Consider the following 23,473-nt stretch of genomic DNA (forward strand, 5'->3'; position numbering starts at 1 on the left):
CCTGCTCACGAAAACAAAGCAATCCGACAAATCCGTGTCGTAATGATTGCTTTGGTTGTAAAGTATAAAACTTTACTTAGGTTTGGCACCTAAAATAGATTCTATCTTAAATTAATAGGATTAGCAAGGGCCAAATTATGACAATTAAAAACCAATTTAGCAAAAAGTGAATATGTTAGAGATTCCTAATAAGAGTCAATACCGCGCTATAAAACAGTTGCTTCCGGTTCATAGCTGATTATTTCTTTAATCTTGTTTTGCTCTCCCATAATGGCAACGGTTGGTTGATGACCTTTTGCTTCTTCATTCACCACATAAACATATGAAATAATAATAACGATATCTCCTTTTTGCACAAGTCGAGCGGCAGCGCCATTTACACAAATGACCCCACTTCCCCTTTCCCCTGCAATAATATATGTTTCAAACCGCGCGCCATTATTATTATTTACAATATGGACCTTTTCGTTTGGTAGCATTCCAACCGCATCTAAAATATCCGCATCTATCGTAATAGATCCAACATAATTTAAATCAGCTTGTGTTACTTGAGCTCTATGAATCTTGCTGTTCATCATCATTCTAAACATGTGCGAGTGCTCCTTTAAGTGAAAATATGACATTGTCAATTAAGCGAGTTTTGCCAATATACACGGCAGCTGCGATTAAAACTTCTTTTGTTTCTTCCGTAACCTGGCGCAAGTCTGGATAAGATAACATTTGCAAATAATCAATACGACCTGACGTACATTCTTCTATATAATTTCTAGCAAGAATAATTGCCTTCTCAGCATCTCGAGAAATTAAAAATTCATCATGGGCAATCTGTAAAGCTTTGAAAATTGCTGGTGCTTCACGACGTTCAGCTTCTGATAAATAAACGTTTCTTGAAGATTTGGCTAGACCATCTAATTCACGTACAATTGGAACCGTTCGAATTTCTAATGAGAAATTATAGTCTCGAACCATAGTTTGAATAATGGCAACTTGTTGTGCATCCTTCTGACCAAAGTACGCACAATTTGGTTCAGTTAAGTGAAATAATTTAGCAACTACCTGTAACACTCCATCAAAGTGACCTGGACGAGTGGCTCCGCATAAAATTTCCGCTTGCTTCCCTGCACGAATATAAATACCCCCATCGGTTGGATACATTTCTTCTACAGAAGGAGCAAAAATAACGTCAACTCCTACAGTGGATGCTAGTTGTACATCACGTTCTAAATCCCGCGGATAAGATTCAAAATCTTCATTTGGTCCAAATTGAGTTGGATTGACAAAAATACTCATAATCACAACATCATTTTCATTACGTGCAACTGTTGCCAAAGTTAAATGCCCTTCATGTAAGTACCCCATTGTCGGAACAAGGCCAATCGAGTGTCTGTTTTCCTTAGCCTTGTTTACAATTGTTTTTAACTCTGCAATCGTTTTTACTACCTTCATTACTTAACGCCCCCGTACAAAGTTGTTAATACTTGCTCTTTCATCGTAAAGCTTTGTTCTAATGTCGGGAAAGTTCCATCTTTTACTGCCTTTGTATAACCTTTTACGCCACGTTCTACCTCTTCACCAACAAAGGAGAAAGTTTGAACGAATTTTGGAACATGGTGATTGCCGAAGTTTACTAAATCATGGAACACAAGGACTTGTCCATCTGCATATGGTCCTGCACCAATTCCAATGGTTGGGATGATTAACTCTTTAGTAACTACTTCCGTCAGTTGATAAGGGATACACTCAAGAACGACAGCACAAGCACCAGCATCTTCACAAGCTTTTGCATCTTTGATTAGTTGTTCCGCTTGTTCTGATGTTTTGCCCTGTACTTTATAGCCACCTAACACACTAGCAGATTGTGGCAGTAAACCTAAGTGTGAAACAACAGGAATCCCTGCTTTAGTAAGCTTTTTAATGACTTCGAGTACTTCACCTGCTCCCTCCAGTTTGAGTGCATTTGCTCCAGTTTCTTGAATCATTTTCACAGCAGTTTTTAATGCTTCATTAGGATCCCCATGGTATGAACCAAAAGGCATATCAACTACGATAAAGGTATCTTTAGCACCGCGTCTAACGGCCTTTGAATGATGAATCATATCTTCCACGGTTACGGGCATTGTCGAATCATATCCGAGAACCACCATTCCTAAAGAATCGCCGACTAAAATCATATCAACATCGGCTTGTTCCGAGAAGGTTGCTGTTGGGTAATCGTATGCTGTAATCATCACGATTTTTTCACCCTGTGTTTTCATCTTTAAAAAATCAGTTGTCGTTTTCATTTTTCTCCTCCTTATATAAAGGTTCTCTCCCACTAAATTATGCCTGGGCACAATTTCATCTAGTAAATGAAGAAAGAACCTAAACTAAGAAGAAAACATGTTTTCAAACGCAATAAGCAAAATGCATCTACGTTTCTTTGTAAGTAAAACAAAAAACCCATCTGTCAAAAAATGGACAGAAGGGTTGCGTAGTATGTAATATGCTAATTAAACGCACCTGTTTTCTTCCGTCCCTGTCGATTTACGATCAAGGCAGATATTTTTATAGTTTAATAATAAAAATGATTGGTACAGTTCTCGTAAGATACTGTCCATAGTGCTACTATAACAAGTTTAGTAGAAAAGGTACAGAATTAAAAATACTAGAGTTAGACCAATAATAACCATATTACTCTGTAGTTGTAGCTTGAAAAAATTACGTCTGGGTTCGCCAACTACTTTGTAATGCTCCTCAAACTTTGGACAGCTTCTCTGTTCATTTCTTTTCGAGCTTTTCCGTTCATCTTCCCTTCAGAATGACTATACACATCAAATTTCTTTTTCGACTTTAGCAAATTGTATTTGAATGTACCTAATAAAAAAACAGCATATCTCTAGTCTAAGAGATAGCTGCTTCATTAAAACGTTAGCTATTTCACTTCAATATCGGCGGAGTAAATACTTTTGATTTCACCGTTATCAAGTTGGATTTCTAGTACCCCTTGTTCTGTGATGCCAATTGCTTGTCCTTCAATTACTTCACGCAATGTCGTCGCCTTAATTCGTTTCCCTATCGTACCAGACGCTGTTTCCCACAGTTTTTTAATCGGAGCAAAGCCTTCATTTATGTAGAGCTCAGAATACTGTTCCATATAATTTAAAATTGATGCCACAAGTTCAGAACGATCTAGTTGCTTCCCTTCTTCGATACTTAGGGAAGTAGCAATGGATTGTAGCTCTTCTGGAAAATGATTCATCTGTTGATTCACATTAATGCCAATTCCAATTAATAGCGCTTCAACCCGGTCCATTTCTGCCACCATTTCAGTTAAGATACCAGTACATTTACGCCCATTAATTAAAATATCGTTTGGCCATTTAATTTCAGGTTTGAAGTGAGCATAAAGGGATTTCATCGCATTAACTACTGCAACCGCAGTTACTAATGTAAATTGAGGCGCCTGTTGTGGAATAACGTTTGGACGAATCATGAGTGTCATCCAAATTCCTTTGCCTTTTGTAGATTCCCATGGTCGAGCCATACGCCCTTTTCCACTTGTTTGTGTTTCGGCAATAACAACCGTACCATCTTCAGCCCCATTTCGAACTAATTCATGGGCAATAACTTGAGTTGAAGTCACTTCCTCTAAATAATGGATGGACCTACCGTATCGTTTCGTTGATAAAAAGGAAGTGATTCTTGCTGCATCTACTCTGTCAGGTTTACCGATTAAACAATAACCTTTTTTCTTAATCGTCTCAAATTCGTAGCCTTCTTCTTGAAGAGACTGCAAATGTTTCCAAATAGCTGTACGAGAAATCCCAAAATCATCTGCTAATTGTTGACCCGAAAGTGGTTCATCGCCTGCCAAAAGGAAACGCTCTAATATTTTATCTTTCATTGTTAAACTCATACATAAACCATTCCTTCAATTGATCTACATTATTTTCTACCTGACCATTTATTACTGCTATGAGTGCAGCATCTAGAGCTTCCTTAATCCAAGGACCACGCTTTTCAGAGGACCAACTCATTAAAAGATGTCCGTTTAAATTAAGTTCTTTTACTGATTGAAGTGGTAATTCACTTTTTAACTTTGCAATTTGAGATTTTGGATATGAAACTGTTTTATGTTGCCATAAAGCAAACTCATACGCAACTTCTAATACCTCAAGCTCATGCATAAATAAATTAAACCTTGTCCACCCACCATTACATAGAGCATTATAGGCTTGCTCAACTTGTTGAATAAAGTTCTTTTCTTTATTCGAAAGCTTATAGAAACTCGAAATATAATGAAGATCCCAATTGTTTAGTAAACATAAATAGGCCCAGCCAACGTAGGAATTATCTGCTTGGAATTTCTTCCATTCCTCTTTGTGCACCTCGAAATGTCCAACAAGAAATTGTGATAAACCACTTTCGACTAACATCGTAATACCATGGTAAACATTTGGTGCTTTCCATAGCTTGACTAATTCCATATGAATGCGCTCTTTTGCGATTAATTCAATGTTTTGACTTTTTAATTGAATAGCCTTCATTGTTTTTTCTTCAATGGAAAAACCGAGCTGTGCACTAAAGCGAACAGCTCGTAGCATACGTAAAGCATCTTCTTCAAAACGTTGGATAGGTTCACCTACTGCACGCAAAACTTTATTTTGCAAGTCCGTTTGACCATTAAATAAATCAATAATGTTCCCATCTTTTGTCATAGACAAAGCATTGATCGTAAAATCTCTACGTTTTAAGTCTTCATCTAAACTTCTGACAAAATGTACTTGTTCGGGTCTGCGATGGTCAACATAATCACCATCTGTACGATAGGTTGTTACTTCAATAGGTTCTCCCTCATCAAGAACTAAGACCGTTCCATGTTCAATTCCTACATCAATCGTTGATGAAAAAATCTGCTTCACTTCTAATGGTAGCGCATTCGTTGCGACATCAACATCATTTACTTTTCTTTGTAGTAAAAAATCTCTTACAGCACCGCCTACGATGACTGCTTCATATCCTGCATGTTCTATTCGATCAATTACTCGATAAGCTGATTGGAATTCTGGTATTCTCATACGCGTAATGCCGCCAGTCTTTCATATAATTGTACATATTGGTCAATAATTGGAGTTGCATTAAATTTTGTCTGTACAGCAGCGATGGCCGCTTGACGAAACTCTATTAATTTTTCTTCATCAGATAATAATTCAATCGCGTAATTTGCTGCTTGTTCTGTATCTCCAAGTTCTACAACAAAACCGTTTATTCCGTGGTCAATCACTTCAGGAATACCTCCGATTGCTGTTCCAATTCCCGGTACACCACATGCCATTGCCTCAAGTAAAACTAACCCAAAGGATTCATTTTGTGATAATAATAGCTTTAGGTCACTGATAGCAAAAAGTTCTGCTACGTTTTCTTGCTTACCTAAGAATAAAATATCATCTTTATAAGGACTCGTCTTCACAAGCTCTTTTACACGATGTCTTTCAGGTCCATCCCCAACTAGTAATAATTTTGCAGGTAGCTCTTTTCGTATTTTCATAAATGTATCCACAACATCAGGTAGATTTTTAATTTTCCGGAAGTTGGAGACATGAATGATGACACGATCGTCATCGCTAATTCCAAATTGCGCTTTCAAATTTCCTGCATCAACGGGATGGAAAACAGATTCATCGACAAAATTATGAATCGTTTCAATTTCTTTTTCTGTTTCGATTAATTCATAGGTTTGTTCTTTTAACGCATCTGAAACAGCTGTTACAATATCCGATTTCTCAATACCGTATTTAATCGCCTGCGCAAGTGTTGAATCTTGACCTAAAACCGTTATATCCGTTCCATGTAATGTTGTCACAATTCCAAACTTTTCCCCACTCATTTCGCGTGCTAGGACTGCACACACAGCATGTGGAATTGCGTAATGAACGTGAAGAACATCTAATTTTTCATTTTTTACAACATCTGCCATTTTACTTGCTAAAGCAATGTCATATGGTGCATATTGAAATACTGAATAATTACTCACTTCTACTTCGTGGAAAAATACGTTCGGATAAACTTTATTCAGTCGAAATGGCACGCTTGATGTGATGAAATGGATTTCATGGCCACGTTCAGCAAGCATTTTTCCAAGTTCCGTTGCAAGAACACCAGAGCCTCCAACAGTTGGATAGCATGTAATTCCAATTTTTAATTTTCTCATCCGACGTCATCCTCTCTAATCAAGAATATTTAATTTCCAAATCATTTATTGAAATCAATAGAACGAAAATGTTAATCAAATACGCTTTTCTTGATGCTTATTCTTGTTGAAATGAAAACTATGAAGCACCCGTCAGAAGTTCTCACTATCCAGTTGAATGTTCGATACCCCAGATTAATATCTAAACGCTATAAAGCTGTTCGACTTTCGACATACTAAGTTGCCGCGCAGGAGTAAATTTTTGTACGAATAACATCGCACAGGCATTTTTCTGCGACGAGTAACTACAAGGTATTCAAGTGATTCTTTCGCTTATCCTATTGTCTTCTCTCTTGAATTAATCTCCAATCAACAAATCCTTCTTGCAACCCTTTTAGTAAAATCTCAGCTGTCCCCATATTTGTTGCTAACGGGATATGATATACATCACATAATCGCACAAGTGCCGTTACATCTGGTTCATGTGGTTGGGCAGTTAGTGGATCACGGAAGAAAATTACCATATCCATATCGTTATTAGCAATCATTGCGCCAATCTGTTGGTCTCCACCTAGTGGACCTGAGCGAAATCGTGTAATGCTTAATCCTACTTCATCCTGCATACGGAGACCAGTTGTTCCTGTAGCAAATAATTCGTGTTCACTTAATATTTCTTTATATGCTATGGCAAATTCCACAAGACTATCTTTTTTATGATCGTGTGCAATTAATGCGATTTTCAAGGCAATCAGTCCATTTCACTATAAGATATTTTCTAATCCATATACTAGTCTATCTAGAGACATTACGGTTTCAACACAATACATAACCCCATCCATGAAAGATTCACGGTTAAAGGAATCATGTCGAATTGTAAGTAATTGACCTTCTCCACCAAATAACACTTGTTGATGTGCAACTAATCCTGGTAATCGAACAGAATGAATGCGCATTCCATCAAAGTCTGCGCCACGTGCCCCATCAATTGTTTCGTGCTCACTTGGATGTCCTTGTTTTCTACCTTCTCGAACCTCTCTAATCATCTGTGCTGTCTTTACTCCAGTACCTGATGGAGCATCTAATTTGCGATCATGATGCATTTCAATAATCTCAACATTAGGTAAATATTTTGCCGCTTCTTGTGCGAATTTCATCATTAAAATAGCACCAATAGCAAAGTTAGGAGCAATAATACAACCTACTTGTTGTTCCTCGGCTAGATGTGTTAGTTCTGCTAATTGTTCTTCTGTGAAACCAGTAGTACCAACAACAGGACGAACGTTATGTAAAAGTGCTACCTTTGTATGTTCATAAACTGATTGAGGGTTTGTTAAGTCAATTAATACATCCGGTGTTGTTTCTTGAATCAAATTTGTTAGATCTGTATAAATAGGGACATTTAAATTTGGCGAAAATATTTCAAGCTCTGCTAAACTTTCTCCAACATATTTATAGTCAAGGGCAGCTACTAACTCCATACCATCGCGTTTTAAAACGGTGTTTACCGCTTCTCTGCCCATTTTCCCTCTTGCTCCAGCAATTGCTACTTTAATTGTCATCATGGTCCTTCCTTTCGTTCGTACAGCATTGTCGCTTAATATTTATCGAGTACATTTAATGTGTATTTTCTACATTTTTCTGTAATTGTTGTCATGTTACTCCATTCGACATTATAACATGCTTCATTAATAATCGTATAAAATTTGTGATGTAGTTGTCAAAAGTTGAAAAGTGAAACATAATAAGAATGCTAAAGTATTAGAAAAAATCTAATTATGTTAATTAATGGAAAATTGGAGGCAACTATGAAAGGAATTAAAATCCGACACATCCTTGGTATAATAATCGGTTCAGCTATATATAGCTTTGGCTTCGTTCATTTTAATATGCAAAATGAACTAGGTGAAGGTGGATTTAGTGGAATTACCTTAATTTTATATTTCACTCTTAATTTAGATCCAGCCCTAATGAATCTTATATTGAATATCCCTATGTTTATTATTGGATGGCGTCAATTTGGACGAAAAGAATTTCTATATACAATTCTCGGAACGGTAAGTGTATCAATCTTTTTAAGAGTATTTCAAAATTATGAATTTGAATTAGGTTTACAAGATGATTTATTATTAGCTTCGTTATTTGCTGGTGTTTTTGTCGGCATTGGACTTGGTATTATTTTCCGGTGCGGTGGCACTACAGGTGGTGTAGACATTATTGCCCGACTTGCTAAAAAGTATTTTGGATGGAGCATGGGCAAAACAATGTTTATGTTTGATGCAATAGTTATTACATTATCTTGGATTACTTTCCTCGATAATCATTCCATGATGTATACTTTAGTTGCTGTTTATGTTGGTGCACGTGTAATTGACATGGTTCAAGAAGGTGCCTACTCTGCGAAAGCGGCATTAATTATTTCTAATAATCCACAAGAAATTGCGGACTATATATCAGAAAAAATGGAACGAGGTATTACAGTTTTCCATGGATATGGACATTATACAAAACAGTCTAAGGACGTATTATACTGCATTGTCGGACGAAATGAAGTTGTTAAATTAAAGTCCATTATTCGCCAAATAGATCCTAAAGCTTTTGTTTCTATTATTGATGTAAATGATGTAACTGGGGAAGGGTTCAGAATAGATGATTAACCCGAGAATTAATTAAGGTAAAAGTGGCCTGGCGTACTTGCCAAGCCACTTTCTTTACTGAAATATCAATAGTTTTCAGGAAATCAGCATAAGAATTAACTTCAGCTTATGCTTAAACGATGTTGTTCACTACTCCTTTCCTACATCGAAAGAGAAGCAACAGATGCAAAGCGGTTACCTCAAGACGCGCCTTTTTTTACTTTGTTCATTCCTAGGTTGAACTGTTTCACTCTACTTACTCATCAGCTTTTGTTAATACCTCGTTTACATATTTTGCAACAGCTTCAATTTCTTCTTCAGATAAAATATCTCCAAATGCTGGCATAGTCGTACCACCGTTGTTTACTCGTTCAACAACATTTTCGTAGTTTTCAGCGAACTCACTTTGTTGTAAATTCGGCCCATTATGACCATTTGCCCCCATATCTCCATGACATGATAAACAATTTGCTGTATAAATGGAACTGCCTTCTGCATATGGATCAGCGCTAGCTGTTTCACCTGAAGTTTCTTCAGAAACTGTATCTCCATCAGTACTAGCGTTCGATGTTACTGGTATTTTTCCTGGGTTTTCTTCAGATGCATCAATAGGTGTTCCATCCCAAGTTCCATTTAATTTGAATGTATATACTTTATCTCCATGTTTTGAACCAGCTAAAGAATTACCCATTGCAAGGATTGAAATGTACTGTTCCCCATCAACTTCATAAGTAACAGCTGGTGCATTTGCCCCTGCATCCATTTTATAACTCCATACTTCAGTACCGTCTTTTGCATTGAATGCAATTAAGCGTCCATCATTATGTCCAACAAAAATCAAATCTCCTGCAGTTGCGAGTACTCCAGAATAAGCGTTTTGATCCCATTTTACTTGCCATGCTATTTTGTTTGTTTTTACATCCATCGCAGTAATAGTACCGCGTTGAGGTGCGTCAGTTACTGGAACAAAAATACTACCAATCCACTGTTTCCCTTCCTCATATACATCTTCATCTTGTCTTGTTAGAGCAACATATCCATCAGTACCTATAACATAGAAGTATTCAGTTTCAGGTGAATATGCTGAAGGTGGCCAGTTTGCTCCTCCAAAAGCTGAAGGTTTTAACGTAATTGGTTCATCCCAGAATGGTGAGAAAATGGAGCCAATTTTCCCTTCAAAGTCATCACTCAAATCACGTTCCACATCCTCTGGTGTAACTGCTTGTGGCACAAAGGAATCGCCAATTGGAAACGGCTGAGTAGGTGAAGTTCTTTGTTCTTCTAGCTGAGGAACAGGCTTTTCTTCAATACCGATTAAAGGTGTTCCATCCGTACGATCTAAAAAGTAAACCCAACCTGTTTTTCCAGCCTCACCAAGCGCTTTTCTCATTTTTCCATCAATTTCAACGTCAAATAAAATAACCGGATTTGTAGGGTCCAAATCCCAAATATCATGATGAACTTGTTGGAAATGCCATTTATAGTCCCCAGTTTCTGCATTAAGGGCGACAATTGAGTTTGCATATAGGTTATCACCCTCACGTTTACTTCCATCAAGATCTGGAGATGTGTTACCTGTTACGAAATAAATCACGCCAAGTTCAGGATCTACAGCTGGCGTATTCCAAACCGGTGCTCCGCCATTTAGCCAGTTTTTATTCTCATCATCTGGCCACGTATCACCATGTTTATCATAAGGTGTTGGAATGGTATAGAAACGCCAAACTTCATAACCCGTGTCAGCATCGTAGGCCATCAAGCGACCTCTTATCCCATATTCACCACCAGAAACTCCAGTATAAACTTTCCCATTGTAATATAATGGTGCGCTTGTGATTGTGTAGCCTTCTTCCCAATCTGCTACTTCTGTTTCCCAAAGAACTTTACCTGTTTCTTGATCTAACGCTACTAATCTAGCATCTAACAAACCTACAAAAACTTTACCATCTGCTACAGCGACACCTCGAGTCGTCCAACCACAACAAACGGTATCTAACTTTTCCGCAATATCAGGTCTATACTCCCAAATCTTCTCTCCTGTTTTAAGATCTAAGGCTAATACATCATTCTCACCACTTGCAACATACATGACCCCATCAACGACAATAGGAGTAGCTTCTCCTGAAAACTTCATATCAAGACTCGAACCTAAACTCGTTACCCATTCTGGTTTTAAATCCTTTATTGATTCTAGATTAACTTGATCCAATTCAGAAAAACGTCGATTGTAATAATCTCCACCATGTGTCGCCCATTCTTTGCTAGCTAGGTTTACTTGGATATCCGGCTGACTCGGACTCTTCCCTTCTGAAACAGGTTTTTCAGTAGATTCAACCGCAAATCGTTCAGTTTTTCCGGTTTCACTTCCATCCTTAAGACTATCCTTCACCAATCCGCCTGCATAAAAAGCAAAAAATACAATAATTAAGACCATTAATGTCCCAAAGATGATTACCTTAGATGGGTCTAGTTTCATATTTCCCCCCCTTTTTAATTCCTTTTATGTAAAGCGTTGTTTGTTAAACGCTTTCATAACATTTATTACTTTTTAGTTACATCATATTAAACTTTTTTTAAAAATATTAATTTAAAAAAATATATTATTCGTAAAGGTTATGAATAATTGATGAATTTTTATCTAAAAACTCAGATGGAATCTCGTTTTATTATGACTTTTTGTGCTAATACTTTTAACAAAAAAAACCGACCCTAAAGGATCGGCGGTAAATTATCTATTTTATAATTATTCTTCAGATCTTGCCATACCAGTATAAATTAATACTAAACGAAGTAATTCAAGAACTGCTACTGCAGCTGCTGCAACATAAGTCATTGCGGCCGCACTTAAAACTTTTTTAGCACTACGCTCTTCATTATTTGAAATAATTCCTAACGATACAACTTCATTCATCGCTCGTTTAGAAGCATCAAACTCTACAGGTAATGTAACGATTTGGAACAAGACACCTGCACCTAATAATACAATACCTAATAAAAGCATGTTTGACATAGATGCAAAAATACCAATTAATACGAAAATCCATGATAAGTTAGATGAAATATTGGCAACTGGAACTAATTTAGCACGTAATGTTAAAAATGAATATGCTTCTTTATGTTGAATAGCATGTCCTACTTCATGTGCAGCAACTGCTGTTCCTGCAATAGAAGAGTTATAGTAGTTATCCTCCGATAAAGCTACTGTTTTAGTTGCTGGATTATAGTGATCAGATAATACTCCTTGAGTTGGTACGACACGTACATCATAAAGTCCGTGTTGATCTAAAATCATTCTTGCTACTTGAGCACCAGTCATTCCTTTAGATGCACCAACTTGAGAAAATTTCTTGTATGTGCTTTTTACCTTAAATTGTGCGTAAATTGGCAATAATAATATTACTAAAAAGTAAATGATAAACATTCTTTTTGTATCTCTCCCTTTCCCTTTTTATACTCTACTCTATTTATTATTTTAATAGTAAATTATTTATTCTGCAAATGTTCTCCCTTATTTTGAACAATGAAGGCGATGCCAATACAGCAAATAGACAACCAAAAAGTGAAATAACCAATATGACTAGCATATTGTTCTAAGCTTCGATATGTTGGCATCTGTCCATAAACGTAATCAATAACATCGTTATGCAGTGTCCAGATGGCAGCAATAAGCACATGGACATAAGTAAATCGATAATTAAAAATATAAAGAACTGCTTGTACAGCCATTAAAAAATGCGAAACAACAAGCATCCATCCCAATGGTCCAATTGGTCCACTTTCAACTATTGTCCATAAATTCATGACAACTGCCCAAATCCCATACTTAATTAAAGTAATCAATGCTAACGCCTCAATTAATTTAAAGTTTTTACCAAATAACCAACCAAGAATGGCAATCGTAAAGAATAAACTTGCAGTGGGGCTATCGGGTACAAATATTAAAAATTGGGGCTCCGTCACTGCAAGCTGCCAACCATACCAGTAATAACCATATATAGTACCTAAAAAATTTATTATCAATAATAAATTTAAAAATGACTTAGATCGAAGTAAATACTGAATTTGTAGTAACACTGGATTCACAACTCCTCTATATTAATTAAATGCGCTTTGGCTTATTTATGACTGCAAGCTTTCGTCACAGCAAAACATTTGCATCATCCAGATATTATCGTGCATAGGTCAATACGATGTTATTCACTTAAACGTTGACACAAAGGCTAATAATGTAAGTACTCCACTGATTCAAACGTACAGTGCGTTTTAGCGATAAGTGCTATTCTTAGTCTAATATCTTATATTAAATTTTCCTTAATAAAATTTGTCATTCGCCATTCTTAGAAGACTTGACTTCATTCTTTTCACACATATAGAAGTGGTGAGATGGATGAAGTTGAGTTTCACAAAAATTACATAATTTTGAATATGTATAAAAATTTCAGCATATGTACTACTAAAGAATACCACAATTTCAGTAAATTAATCTTCTAGTAAAAGCTAATTAATTATTTCTCTAGACGAAAAAGACGACTCTACTATTTGAATAAAAGTACTTTTAAAAATAAAAGAAAGAGAGTCAGTTTCCCAACTCTCTTTAAAGCTTGTACTATTCTTCAGCTTTTAAACTTGCAATAAATTCAGCTAATACTTGAAGTTCTTCATCAGTACCCTTAAATTGACCCGATGGCATTGCGCCACGACCATTTTTAATTACTTCTGCAACTTCTTCAGCTGTTAATTCGTTACCTACTAATGCAGGGGCTGCACCGCCACCTTGCATATCAGCACCGTGGCAAGCAATACATGATTTACCTTGTTCACCGGTGAAAATTAAATAACCTTCAGCAGTCTCATCAATTTCAACTTCAACAACTTCTTTGATTTCACCTTGTTTAGCTGCTGCTTCCCAGTCATGGTTTGCAACAGATTCCCAAGTTAAATAAATCATTGATGCAACAGTTAGTAACATAAGTGCAGTTGGAATTGGACGCTTAGATGGTTTACGTTCTGGACCTTTGTCAAGGAATGGCATTAACATTAATGCTGCGACAGCTAATCCAGGAACTATTACTGCTCCAATAACGTTATAAGGACCTGAAGCATAAGTATATTTTAATAATTGATATAAGAACAAGAAGTACCAGTCTGGTAACGGAATATAAGAAGCGTTCGTTGGATCAGCTGGACCTTCTAATGGTGATGGATGAGCAACAGTTAATATTAAATAACCGATTAAGAATACCGCACCAACCATCCATTCCTTTAATAAGAAATCAGGCCAAAACGCTTCTGTTTTGCCAGGATACTCGGAATAATCTTTTGGTATATTCGGTTTGCGATTATTAAGTGCAACACGCGAATCGCCTACGAATTTCATTCCTTTACCGCGATGCATAGTGTCCCCTCCTTTAAAAAATCATAAAACATTTGTATTTAAATCATAGTGGGCCTGAGATACCTTGACGGCGAATCATCACAAAGTGTGCTGCAAGTAAGGCAAATAATACTGCTGGTAAGAAGAATACGTGAATTGCAAAGAAACGCGTTAATGTTTGTGCACCCAGAATTGTTGAATCACCAGCAAGTAGGATCTTAATTAATTCACCGATAAATGGTACTGAAGCAGCAATTTGAATCCCTACTTTTGTTGCAAATAACGCTTTCATGTCCCAAGGAAGTAAATATCCTGTGAAACCTAAACCTAACATTACACAGAAAATTAAAACACCTACAATCCAGTTTAACTCACGCGGTTTTTTATAAGAACCTGTGAAGAATACACGAAGTGTATGTAAGAACATCATTACGATTACTAATGAAGCTCCCCAATGGTGCATACCACGTACGATTTCACCGAAAGCTACTTCGTTTTGTAAATAATAAACTGATTTCCACGCATTCTCTACGTCTGGTACATAGTACATTGTTAAGAACATACCTGACAAAATTTGAATTACAGTAATGAAGAATGTTAATCCCCCAAAACAATAAACGAATGCTGAAAAGTGATGTGCAGGGTTAACGTGCTCTGGCACTTCGTGGTCGGCAATATCACGCCAAATTGGTGTAATATCTAATCGCTCATCGACCCAATCATAAATTTTGTTTAGCACAATTGTCTACCCCCTAACTAATTAAACTAAAGTATTTGCGATTTTTTTCCCAAGCAGTAAAAAACCATCTTTTTCTGACACTTCATACTCGTCTAACGGACCTGTTGGTGGTGTACCTGGAATGTTTTTACCATTTTTCTCATAACGTCCACCGTGACAAGCACAGAAGAATTGGTTTGGGTGAGCCTGATCACTATTCCAGTTTACCGTACAACCTAAATGTTTACATACTGGTGAAAGTGCGACAATTATATCTCCACTTTTATACACCCAAGCAGCATCAGTTACTTCAGACTTGTACCAAGCATCAACTTGTTCGAATGAAAAGTCTACTTTAACAGGTTCTTCCGTAATATCTGCAATTTTTGTGCTAGTTTGTACAAAATCTCCTTCAGCTTTTGTTTGTAGAGCTGGATCAATTGCAAAGCGCACCATTGGCATTAACATACCTGCCGCCATAAATCCACCAACACCTGTTAAAGTGTAGTTAAGAAATTGACGTCTTGTAACTCGATTGTTACTCATCTTTTTCCCCCCCCTAACTAAAAGGTCAGTCCAATGGACATACTTTTTACAAATAGTAGTAATACTAGGACATATCTATGATATATCAATAAAATTAGTTGGTCAATATTGGTTTCTCTTGATTTGAACAGTTTGTGAACATTTCTTGAAACAATTTCTAGACTTGAGACCATTTGGAAGATAGTACAGGAATTACTTGTTTTAACTGTTCATCAAGGACAGATTTTTTAACTGACTTGTCCATTGACTCAAGAGGTATTGCTGGTAACCAAATAATATCAATTTGGTTACTTAAGCTTGTCCAACTATGATCACTTGTAATAAAGAGTACATGTTTAAAACCACCACGATGAAGTTCGTCCTTGATTGCATTTATATCAAGGCCTTTTTTTGTTTCCTCCGTGTAGGAAAATGGTGGCATTACCATTAGCCGTCCCTTAAATTGTTGTTCGATAAAATTTGTTAAGGACATCATAAATTCTGCAGCAGAACTACTTTGTTTGATCGATGAATCATCAAAATTTATTGAAAGCAATGGAATAATTGCCGTATCAATAAAATCCTTTTGCGTCTGAAATTGTTGTACGTCTTTTACACTAAATATCACGAATACTCTCCTCCATAAACCTCTACCTCTAATGTTTGCCAAATATCATTATAAGTATAAATTATTCTTTGAAATTTTTATGTAAAAATACGCAAAAAGCGTATTTATAAGAATTTTTCTCTTCTTTTTTACTAAAAGAGCTATGTGTTACTAATTTTTTACTAAGTCATAATAGAAACTTGATTAATTTTTTATAATAGTCATGTTTAACTGAAGAAAAAGAATATCTTATTCAGTCGAGGTTTTTCCCGACTGAATAAGATTAATTATTAGATGTCTGTTTTAATGTCTGAAGTAAATTGGATAGCTTAATAAAACGTTCTTTGTCGCCTAGATCTAAGGCTTCGTCAATTTCTCGTAACAATTTTTCTTCTTGAAATGCTAATAAGCTGTTATTTAGTAATTCTTCAGCAATAATTCTGTCTTTTTCATTAATGTGCAAGTATTTCGGCATATGAGGATTTTCTTCAAGCACTGCTAAATACTGCTGACTTGGTGGGATATTTGGGAAATTCAATTGAATGTACATACTTTCACTCGGATGTAAACGTAAATCATGAAAAGACTTTTCTGCATCTGACGTCATAATGTTCCCCTTATAAAACCGAAATGGAACACCGTTCGAATCCACAGAAGACATGACAATTGCACGTGGGCAATAGTGAGCTTCTTCAACGAAATGAATGTTTTCTAATAAATTATCATTACTCAACAAATAATTTAAAATCCAAACACATTCTCTTCTTTTCAATTGAAAGTTTTTCAAAAACCAACGGACAAAGTTCTTTTTATCAACGAGCGGAACGGAAGAAGTCATTAGCTATCCCTCCTTTTAATCAAGAGTGTTAAGCAAATCAAACCATTGTTGTTCAGTTGGCTGTAAGGAAATCAATTGCTTAGCAATTTCTCGGGCTTCATCCCTTTTACCGTCTTCTATTAAGAAATAACAATATTTTTCTAGAAACGACGGCTCTTCCTTAAAATCATTATATGCTGTATTGTAAATTTCGTATGCGCGTTCAAATTGTTCAACTTTGTCGTAAGCATGCGCCACGAAAGGATATAACGCTGTCCAACTAAAATTATCTTTTGTTAAATTTTCAAATAATTCAATTATTTCTTCAAAACGCTCCTCTTTTTCATAAATAGACATCAATATTAGAAGTGCTTCCATATATTCAGGATCAAGTGCAATTGCCTCATATAAATGTTCAACAGCTTGTTCAGGTCGTCCATTTTTTAATGCTAGCTTAGCAGCCAATAAATAAAATGATTTGTCATATTCATCACGTTTCAAACCTTCACAAATAACGGAATAAGCTCTTTTATTATCCTCTAACATTGCATAACTCTCAGCTAATAATAAGTAAGCGCTAAAGTAATCAGGATCTAATTCTTTTAAATCTTCTAATTGTTTAATTGCTAGTTCATATTTCTCAGCTTGGAATGCAGCATATGCGGAACCAAATAATAAATCTGGTGCTACTTTTTCCTCAAGGGCTTCCATGTAATATTCTAATGCTGTTTCATAGCCCCCTCCGGAACGATATACTTCAGCAAGTCTTTCTGCTAGGAGTATTCCAGCAAATGATTTGTCGTTCCCATGTAACTCTTCATAAATACGAGCAGCCTCAGTAAAGCGTCCTGTTTCAAATAATAGTTCCGCTTTAGCAAATTGTAAAAGTGGCTCATTAGGTAATAAGTGTAATGCTTCATTAATTCGCTGTTCCGCTACCTCATATAATCCTTGCATTTGGTAATAATCCGCTAGTACTAGAAGGCTTTGTGGGTATTCAGGTGCCTGTGAATCTACCGCTAATAATAAATTTAGAGCCTCATCCTCTTCCCCTAATTCAATTAAGACAGATGCTCGGTCAATAGAAAGTTGTGCTTCATCAGGAAAGATGAACTGTAAATGTTCATACACCCGATTTGCTTCATTTAAATATCCATATTGCATTAATAAATCAGCAATTTCATATTGCAAATCTGGTTCTTCATTTAATAAAACAGAATCTAATAAATTATTAATTGTTTGTAGTTCCCCATTTTGTATGGCAGAAATCATTTCGTTCGCTACATTTGTCATTTTGTTCACCTTATCTCTATATTATCAATACTATGCTACATGACTAATCTATTAGAAACAAGAAAAAGGTCCGCCACTTAACGTGGAGACCCTAACTGTTAAACTGTCGTTGAGAATCAGTTACGAAAGCTACTCGAGTAAAGTGTAGATTCTGTTAATCTTTAATTACTTAACAAGTAGATCATTTAGATGTTCGAAAAATGTCGGGTATGAAACTGCGATACATTCCGCATCATCTAATTCAATAGGTGTTTCGCAAATTAAAGAAGCTACTGCTGCCATCATACCGATTCGATGGTCACCATATGATTTTAATCTAGCTCCGTTTAGTTTAGTTGGACCATTGATTATCATTCCGTCCTCAGTCGCTTCAATGTCTGCACCAAGCTTTTTCAGTTCTGTTACAACAGCCGTTATACGATCTGTTTCTTTTACTTTTAACTCTTCAGCGTCACGAATAACTGTTGTACCGTTTGCTTGTGTAGCAAGAAGCGCAATGATAGGAATTTCATCAATAAGACGAGGAATTATATCTCCTTCAATTGTTGTCCCATTTAATTCAGAAGTTTGGATAGTAACGGTTGCTGTTGGTTCTGCAGATTGTTCATCTTCAAATTTTACAGACATATTCGCGCCCATTTGTTCAAGAACTTCAATAATTCCTGCACGTGTTGGATTCACACCAACATTGGTCATTACTATTTCGCTATTTGGAACAATTGAGCCGGCAACTAAGAAAAACGCAGCAGAAGAAATATCACCAGGTACATTTACATGTGTTCCTAGAAGCTGTTGGCCGCCTTTAAAAGAAATCACACCATCATCAACGGTAATTTCAGCACCAAATTGTCTAAGCATTCTTTCTGTATGATCACGTGATATTTCCTTTTCTCTAACAATTGTAGTTCCTTCTGCTCGTAGTCCTGCTAAAAGAACGGCAGATTTGACTTGTGCACTTGCAACAGGCATAGAGTAATCAATAGCTTGTAATTTTGTCCCTTGAATTGCTAATGGCGTAAATTGACCATTATCACGTCCTGCAATTTTTGCGCCCATTTGGCGTAATGGGTCAACCACTCGACGCATAGGACGTTTACCAATAGAAGCATCACCTGTCATAATCGTATGTAAGCTTGTTCCTGAAAGGATCCCTAGCATTAATCTAGTCGTCGTTCCTGAGTTACCTGTATATAATACTTCTTTCGGTTCTTGCCATTCATCTATTCCATCACTCGTAACAGTAACATTCGTACCGTCTACTTTTATGTTGACGCCGAGTTTTCTAAAACAATCAATTGTACTTAAACAATCCTCACCAAGTAAAAATCCACTAACAGTCGTTTGTCCTTTTGCAATGGCACCAAACATGACTGCACGGTGAGAAATTGATTTATCCCCAGGAACAGTAATGGCCCCCTGTAAACTAGGGTTTTTAAATTCTAATACTTTTGTAGTAGAAGTCAATTTAAACACTCCTTTCATAAGAAAAGCGAAGAACGCTCATTTAACACCGAGAACAACTGGAGAAACCAACAAAAGGGCGCTTTTTGCCCTTGAAGGTGGTTTTGAAGTGGTCGAGGAGCTAGCGTTTGTAGCTAAACACTGTTTCCACTGCGAAAATTTACACTTTCTTATTTTTAATGTATTTCTAGAACGTATCAATTAGGAAACATACATTTCAAATTGAGTTCGTTGTTTAATACATTTTTCAGCAAGATCACGATCTACTGCATTTTGGAAGCTAATTACTAAAATACCGAATACATCTTCACGTGCTTCAACCACACGAATATTTGTAATACTTATATTTTCTTCAGCTAAATACCCCGTTACTTCAGAAATAACCCCTGGATAGTCAGGAATATCAACATATAAATCGTAGGTTGAATAAAAGGCGCCAGTAGAAACAGGGAGATTATCACGAACCTGCTTAGCCCCAGCAAAATATTGTTCAATTAATTCATCATCATTTTTAAGAATTAAATCTTTTACATTGTTCATTTCAATAACCCATGAGTCTAATTGATCAATTAACTCATCACGATTTTGTAAAACAATATCTCGCCACATAATTGGATTAGAGGAAGCGATTCGTGTAATATCACGGAATCCTCCTGCAGCTAACAAACTTGTCATCGGATACTTTTGATTTTCAAAATCGAATTGACGAACTAAAGATGCCGCAACGATGTGAGGAAAATGACTTACTACTGCTGTCATATGATCATGTTCAAAAGAATCGACTTTAATAATTTTAGCAAATGTAAACTTTAAAAGTTGTTCCAATGACTCGATTTTATCTGCACTTTCATTTTTAAGTGGAGTTAACATATAATAGGCGTTTTCTAGTAGGTAAGGTTTTGCTGCACTAATCCCACTCTTATGGGACCCCGCCATCGGGTGACCCCCAATAAAAGAAATACCTGATTGTTGTAATTCTTCTGCCTTCTTCATAATTAACCCTTTTGTACTGCCAGTATCAGTCACAATCACACCGCTCTTTAATTGCCATGATTTTAACTGTTCCATCCAATTCAATGTTGCGCTAACTGGTGTGCCAAAAATAATGATATCGGCCAATTTTGCAGCTTGGATTACATCATCGACTACTTCATGAACAATTTCTAAACTTGAAGCAAGTTTTCTTGTTTCTTCATTGATGTCATAACCATATACTTTTGTATGGGGAGCCTTTTGACAAGATAAGGCAATTGACCCCCCAATTAATCCAAGTCCAATGACTAAGACATTGCGTATCATGCAAATACCCCTTGTTCAGTTAATACCTCTTCAAGAAGTCCTAAGAATTTACTGTTCTGTTGTTCCGTACCAATTGTTACTCGGATATAACCTGGAGCACCTAAAGCATTACCACTGCGAATAATAAATCCACGTTCCATCATTTCTTGGAAAACTAAATCACTATCAGCTTTTACTTCAAATAAGATGAAGTTTGTTTGAGATGGGTAATAGTCTAAACCATGTTTCTCACAGAACTCGACATATTGTTGCTTTCCTTTTTCATTTGCTTCGCAACATTCAGTAATAAACTGTTGGTCATTTAAAGCAACAATTGCTACTTTTTGGCTTAGTATTGTGTTATTGAAAGGTGCACGAACTGGATCTAGTTTAGCAACTACATCTTCTTGACCTACTAAGTAACCCACTCGGAATGAAGCTAGTCCATAAGCTTTAGAGAATGTACGCATTACTACTACATTCGGGTACTGCTGAACATACGGTAATGTATTTTGGTAAGCTGGATCATTTACGTATTCAAAGTAAGCTTCATCTAAAACAACAAGTACTTCCGAAGGTACTTTTGCTAAGAATGCTTTTAACTCTTCATCAGAAACAATTGTACCTGTAGGGTTGTTAGGATTACATATCCAAACGATAGATGTGTTTTCATCAATTGCATTTAGCATTGCTTCTAAATCATGTTTTCTATTCTTTAAAGGAACTTCACGTACTTCTGCCCCTTCGATTTCTGCATTATGTTTATATTGAGAGAATGAAGGAGTAGCCATTACAGTGTTTACACCAGGATATAGTAACGCACGAGTTAAGATCGCGATTAAATCATCGGATCCATTACCGAAAATAAGTTCACTTTCTTTAACGTCTAGGTACTCAGCAACGGCAGTACGAAGGCTTTGTGCATATCCATCAGGGTAAATTGCATGGTTCGTATAATCTGATTCTAAAAACGCTTTTACTTTTGGAGAGTAACCATAAGGATTTTCATTAGAAGCAAGTTTTACTACTTCATCTAAACCAAATTCTCTTTTTACTTCTTCAATTGGTTTACCAGGTTTATATGCTTTCATGCCATTGAGTTGTTGTTTCCATTTCATTTTAAACGTCTCCTTCAATTTTAAATCAATTATTTCACTAAATCAGGTCTTAACTTCACTGCGTCATTTAAATAAACATGTTTTACATCCTTTTGTGAAACCTCTAAATTCACATGTAGTAAAACACGAATACAAAGTGGTAATGCATTCGGTACGTTCATTTCATGCATACACATTGTCGGAACGTATTGCCAGCCATCTAATGAACGAACTGCTTTTGCAGGAAAAGCTGACGTTATGTCAGGTGTTGTTGAAATTAACACTGAAATAATATCTTCCGGGTCAATTTCGTTCACCTTCGTAATTTCTTGAACTAAATGAACTGTTTCACTATATATAAGTTCGGGATTGTCTTCTTCAATCGTGACTGCTCCTCTAACTCCGCGAATCATTTACCCACCTCCTGTAGAAGTTCTCTTAATTCTAAATCTATTTCTTTACATTCTGAAAGCTCAATTGAACGAACAAATGGCTCTCCAATTTTTGATAACAGAACAAAATTTAACACACCATATTCAGCTTTTTTATCTTTTAACATATAATCTTTTAATTGATCGAAAGAATAATTGAATACACCTTCAAATGGGTAGCCCTTTTCAATAGCAAATTGTAAGAAAGATTTTGTAAATTCACGGTTAATTTGACTATAGCGCTCGCTTAATAATAAAGCGTACACCATTCCAATCATCACAGCTTCACCATGAGCTAGCCCACCGTATCCTGCTGCTGCTTCAATAGCATGTCCATATGTATGCCCAAAGTTTAAATACTTTCGAACTGATTGTTCCGTTTCATCTTCAGTGACAATTTTCGCTTTCACTTCAATACCAGATTTCAAATGGGAAGCTAGTTGATGATCAGAGAGTTTAGTTATGGATGATAAATCTAGTAACTCCATTAGCCACTTTTCATTAGAAATAAGAGCATGTTTAATTACCTCTGCCATACCAGAACGCATTTCTTTTTCGCTTAATGATGAAAGAAATTCAGTATCATAAACGACAGCTTGTGGCTGATAAAATGCGCCTACCATATTTTTTCCTTGTGGATGGTTTATGGCTGTTTTGCCACCAACAGCAGAATCATGTGCCAGAATTGTTGTTGGTACTTGAATATATGGAATACCGCGCATATATGTAGCAGCAGCGAACCCTGTAAGGTCTCCCACTGCTCCACCACCTAACGCGATTAATAAAGTTTTACGAGTACTTTTCTTTTCTAACAAAAATGTTTGTGCAGCAAAGTAATTGTCAAAGCTTTTACATGTTTCACCAGCTGGCATCACAAACACTTCAAACGGTTCAGGGAACTGTTCTTGAAAGTAGGCATGTTGTGCTTGCCAAACATTTTCATCGGTAAATACAATAATACGGTCTGCTTCTTCTATATGCTTTTTTAACGATGAAAAGGCATCTTTTAAAATACGATTTCCAATGATTACTTCATATGAGTGAGAAGCAGTATGAACAGGAATTTTCAT

General features: G+C 36.2%; 23 protein-coding genes. 1 reads left to right on the top strand and 22 read right to left on the bottom strand.

Annotation, left to right across the window (positions count from 1 at the left end; all coding sequences use genetic code 11):
* Nucleotides 1-206 precede the first annotated feature (206 nt).
* The 8 genes from panD to dapB form a co-directional block, all read right to left on the bottom strand.
* Nucleotides 207-590 (bottom strand): aspartate 1-decarboxylase, encoded by a 384-nt coding sequence (gene panD, locus JOD29_RS12895; RefSeq protein ID WP_124764958.1) that lies wholly within the window; start codon nucleotides 588-590, stop codon nucleotides 207-209.
* Nucleotides 583-1,446 (bottom strand): pantoate--beta-alanine ligase, encoded by an 864-nt coding sequence (panC, locus tag JOD29_RS12900; protein ID WP_124764960.1) that lies wholly within the window; start codon nucleotides 1,444-1,446, stop codon nucleotides 583-585. The genes panD and panC overlap by 8 nt, the downstream gene beginning before the upstream one ends.
* Nucleotides 1,446-2,282 carry a 3-methyl-2-oxobutanoate hydroxymethyltransferase gene (gene panB, locus JOD29_RS12905; protein ID WP_124764962.1) on the bottom strand — a complete coding sequence of 279 codons (837 nt, stop codon included), beginning with the start codon at nucleotides 2,280-2,282 and terminating at the stop codon, nucleotides 1,446-1,448. Before panB ends, panC begins: the two co-directional genes overlap by 1 nt.
* A 629-nt stretch (nucleotides 2,283-2,911) precedes the next feature.
* A complete protein-coding gene (locus tag JOD29_RS12910; protein ID WP_124764964.1) occupies nucleotides 2,912-3,895 on the bottom strand; it encodes a biotin--[acetyl-CoA-carboxylase] ligase in 984 nt (327 codons plus the stop codon).
* A complete protein-coding gene (locus JOD29_RS12915) occupies nucleotides 3,873-5,057 on the bottom strand; it encodes a CCA tRNA nucleotidyltransferase (RefSeq protein ID WP_124764966.1) in 1,185 nt (394 codons plus the stop codon). The genes JOD29_RS12910 and JOD29_RS12915 overlap by 23 nt, the downstream gene beginning before the upstream one ends.
* Nucleotides 5,054-6,190, bottom strand: a complete 1,137-nt coding sequence (bshA, locus tag JOD29_RS12920) for an N-acetyl-alpha-D-glucosaminyl L-malate synthase BshA (RefSeq protein ID WP_124764968.1) — start codon at nucleotides 6,188-6,190, stop codon at nucleotides 5,054-5,056. The genes JOD29_RS12915 and bshA overlap by 4 nt, the downstream gene beginning before the upstream one ends.
* Nucleotides 6,191-6,507: 317 nt before the next feature.
* On the bottom strand, nucleotides 6,508-6,912 hold the full coding sequence (mgsA, locus tag JOD29_RS12925; protein ID WP_124764970.1) for a methylglyoxal synthase: 405 nt from the start codon (nucleotides 6,910-6,912) through the stop codon (nucleotides 6,508-6,510).
* A gap of 18 nt (nucleotides 6,913-6,930) precedes the next feature.
* Nucleotides 6,931-7,728, bottom strand: a complete 798-nt coding sequence (dapB, locus tag JOD29_RS12930; protein ID WP_124764972.1) for a 4-hydroxy-tetrahydrodipicolinate reductase — start codon at nucleotides 7,726-7,728, stop codon at nucleotides 6,931-6,933.
* 246 nt (nucleotides 7,729-7,974) lie between these two features.
* On the opposite strand from dapB, the gene JOD29_RS12935 reads away from it, so the two are divergent.
* Nucleotides 7,975-8,823: a YitT family protein gene (locus tag JOD29_RS12935; protein WP_124764973.1), complete on the top strand. Its 849-nt coding sequence runs from the start codon at nucleotides 7,975-7,977 to the stop codon at nucleotides 8,821-8,823.
* A 235-nt stretch (nucleotides 8,824-9,058) separates the two neighbouring features.
* On the opposite strand, the gene JOD29_RS12940 is transcribed toward JOD29_RS12935, so the two are convergent.
* The 14 genes from JOD29_RS12940 to aroB form a co-directional block, all read right to left on the bottom strand.
* Nucleotides 9,059-11,278, bottom strand: coding sequence for an outer membrane protein assembly factor BamB family protein (locus tag JOD29_RS12940; protein ID WP_124764974.1), 2,220 nt, complete (start codon nucleotides 11,276-11,278; stop codon nucleotides 9,059-9,061).
* A 267-nt stretch (nucleotides 11,279-11,545) separates the two neighbouring features.
* The gene (locus tag JOD29_RS12945) at nucleotides 11,546-12,223 is read right to left on the bottom strand and encodes a zinc metallopeptidase (RefSeq protein WP_124764976.1); all 678 of its coding nucleotides are present in this window, start codon (nucleotides 12,221-12,223) and stop codon (nucleotides 11,546-11,548) included.
* A gap of 62 nt (nucleotides 12,224-12,285) precedes the next feature.
* Nucleotides 12,286-12,885 carry a lipoprotein heptaprenylglyceryl N-acetyltransferase LhaT gene (gene lhaT, locus JOD29_RS12950; RefSeq protein ID WP_124764978.1) on the bottom strand — a complete coding sequence of 200 codons (600 nt, stop codon included), beginning with the start codon at nucleotides 12,883-12,885 and terminating at the stop codon, nucleotides 12,286-12,288.
* A gap of 523 nt (nucleotides 12,886-13,408) precedes the next feature.
* A complete protein-coding gene (locus tag JOD29_RS12955; RefSeq protein WP_124764980.1) occupies nucleotides 13,409-14,197 on the bottom strand; it encodes a menaquinol-cytochrome c reductase cytochrome b/c subunit in 789 nt (262 codons plus the stop codon).
* A 43-nt stretch (nucleotides 14,198-14,240) separates the two neighbouring features.
* A complete protein-coding gene (gene qcrB, locus JOD29_RS12960) occupies nucleotides 14,241-14,915 on the bottom strand; it encodes a menaquinol-cytochrome c reductase cytochrome b subunit (protein ID WP_124764982.1) in 675 nt (224 codons plus the stop codon).
* 21 nt (nucleotides 14,916-14,936) lie between these two features.
* Nucleotides 14,937-15,440 carry a QcrA and Rieske domain-containing protein gene (locus JOD29_RS12965; RefSeq protein WP_124764984.1) on the bottom strand — a complete coding sequence of 168 codons (504 nt, stop codon included), beginning with the start codon at nucleotides 15,438-15,440 and terminating at the stop codon, nucleotides 14,937-14,939.
* 157 nt (nucleotides 15,441-15,597) lie between these two features.
* Entirely contained in the window at nucleotides 15,598-16,047 is a 450-nt protein-coding gene (locus JOD29_RS12970) for a YpiF family protein (RefSeq protein ID WP_124764986.1), read from the bottom strand.
* Nucleotides 16,048-16,309: 262 nt separating this feature from the next.
* Complete coding sequence (locus tag JOD29_RS12975; RefSeq protein WP_124764988.1) at nucleotides 16,310-16,864, bottom strand: ReoY family proteolytic degradation factor; 555 nt, start codon at nucleotides 16,862-16,864, stop codon at nucleotides 16,310-16,312.
* Nucleotides 16,865-16,879: 15 nt separating this feature from the next.
* Nucleotides 16,880-18,136: a tetratricopeptide repeat protein gene (locus JOD29_RS12980; RefSeq protein WP_124764990.1), complete on the bottom strand. Its 1,257-nt coding sequence runs from the start codon at nucleotides 18,134-18,136 to the stop codon at nucleotides 16,880-16,882.
* Between the two features lie 165 nt (nucleotides 18,137-18,301).
* Nucleotides 18,302-19,600, bottom strand: coding sequence for a 3-phosphoshikimate 1-carboxyvinyltransferase (aroA, locus tag JOD29_RS12985; protein ID WP_239585708.1), 1,299 nt, complete (start codon nucleotides 19,598-19,600; stop codon nucleotides 18,302-18,304).
* A 198-nt stretch (nucleotides 19,601-19,798) separates the two neighbouring features.
* On the bottom strand, nucleotides 19,799-20,896 hold the full coding sequence (locus JOD29_RS12990; RefSeq protein WP_124764994.1) for a prephenate dehydrogenase: 1,098 nt from the start codon (nucleotides 20,894-20,896) through the stop codon (nucleotides 19,799-19,801).
* On the bottom strand, nucleotides 20,893-21,993 hold the full coding sequence (gene hisC / locus JOD29_RS12995; RefSeq protein WP_124764996.1) for a histidinol-phosphate transaminase: 1,101 nt from the start codon (nucleotides 21,991-21,993) through the stop codon (nucleotides 20,893-20,895). Before hisC ends, JOD29_RS12990 begins: the two co-directional genes overlap by 4 nt.
* A gap of 29 nt (nucleotides 21,994-22,022) precedes the next feature.
* The gene (gene aroH / locus JOD29_RS13000; RefSeq protein ID WP_124764998.1) at nucleotides 22,023-22,385 is read right to left on the bottom strand and encodes a chorismate mutase; all 363 of its coding nucleotides are present in this window, start codon (nucleotides 22,383-22,385) and stop codon (nucleotides 22,023-22,025) included.
* Nucleotides 22,382-23,473 (bottom strand): 3-dehydroquinate synthase, encoded by a 1,092-nt coding sequence (gene aroB, locus JOD29_RS13005; protein ID WP_124765000.1) that lies wholly within the window; start codon nucleotides 23,471-23,473, stop codon nucleotides 22,382-22,384. The genes aroH and aroB overlap by 4 nt, the downstream gene beginning before the upstream one ends.

This window comes from Lysinibacillus composti, assembly GCF_016908465.1.
Classification (GTDB): Bacteria; Bacillota; Bacilli; order Bacillales_A; family Planococcaceae; genus Ureibacillus; species Ureibacillus composti_A.

Bases quoted from the DNA above. Each gene is read 5' to 3' on its own strand.
- JOD29_RS12975 (WP_124764988.1), bottom strand. From the start codon at position 16,864: ATGACTTCTTCCGTTCCGCTCGTTGATAAAAAGAACTTTGTCCGTTGG.
- JOD29_RS12935 (WP_124764973.1), top strand. From the start codon at position 7,975: ATGAAAGGAATTAAAATCCGACACATCCTTGGTATAATAATCGGTTCA.
- aroB (WP_124765000.1), bottom strand. From the start codon at position 23,473: ATGAAAATTCCTGTTCATACTGCTTCTCACTCATATGAAGTAATCATT.
- panD (WP_124764958.1), bottom strand. From the start codon at position 590: ATGTTTAGAATGATGATGAACAGCAAGATTCATAGAGCTCAAGTAACA.
- JOD29_RS12915 (WP_124764966.1), bottom strand. From the start codon at position 5,057: ATGAGAATACCAGAATTCCAATCAGCTTATCGAGTAATTGATCGAATA.
- JOD29_RS12955 (WP_124764980.1), bottom strand. From the start codon at position 14,197: ATGCATCGCGGTAAAGGAATGAAATTCGTAGGCGATTCGCGTGTTGCA.
- JOD29_RS12945 (WP_124764976.1), bottom strand. From the start codon at position 12,223: ATGTTTATCATTTACTTTTTAGTAATATTATTATTGCCAATTTACGCA.
- dapB (WP_124764972.1), bottom strand. From the start codon at position 7,728: ATGACAATTAAAGTAGCAATTGCTGGAGCAAGAGGGAAAATGGGCAGA.
- JOD29_RS12940 (WP_124764974.1), bottom strand. From the start codon at position 11,278: ATGAAACTAGACCCATCTAAGGTAATCATCTTTGGGACATTAATGGTC.
- JOD29_RS12910 (WP_124764964.1), bottom strand. From the start codon at position 3,895: ATGAGTTTAACAATGAAAGATAAAATATTAGAGCGTTTCCTTTTGGCA.
- bshA (WP_124764968.1), bottom strand. From the start codon at position 6,190: ATGAGAAAATTAAAAATTGGAATTACATGCTATCCAACTGTTGGAGGC.
- panC (WP_124764960.1), bottom strand. From the start codon at position 1,446: ATGAAGGTAGTAAAAACGATTGCAGAGTTAAAAACAATTGTAAACAAG.
- JOD29_RS12980 (WP_124764990.1), bottom strand. From the start codon at position 18,136: ATGACAAATGTAGCGAACGAAATGATTTCTGCCATACAAAATGGGGAA.
- panB (WP_124764962.1), bottom strand. From the start codon at position 2,282: ATGAAAACGACAACTGATTTTTTAAAGATGAAAACACAGGGTGAAAAA.
- JOD29_RS12990 (WP_124764994.1), bottom strand. From the start codon at position 20,896: ATGATACGCAATGTCTTAGTCATTGGACTTGGATTAATTGGGGGGTCA.
- JOD29_RS12965 (WP_124764984.1), bottom strand. From the start codon at position 15,440: ATGAGTAACAATCGAGTTACAAGACGTCAATTTCTTAACTACACTTTA.
- aroH (WP_124764998.1), bottom strand. From the start codon at position 22,385: ATGATTCGCGGAGTTAGAGGAGCAGTCACGATTGAAGAAGACAATCCC.
- hisC (WP_124764996.1), bottom strand. From the start codon at position 21,993: ATGAAATGGAAACAACAACTCAATGGCATGAAAGCATATAAACCTGGT.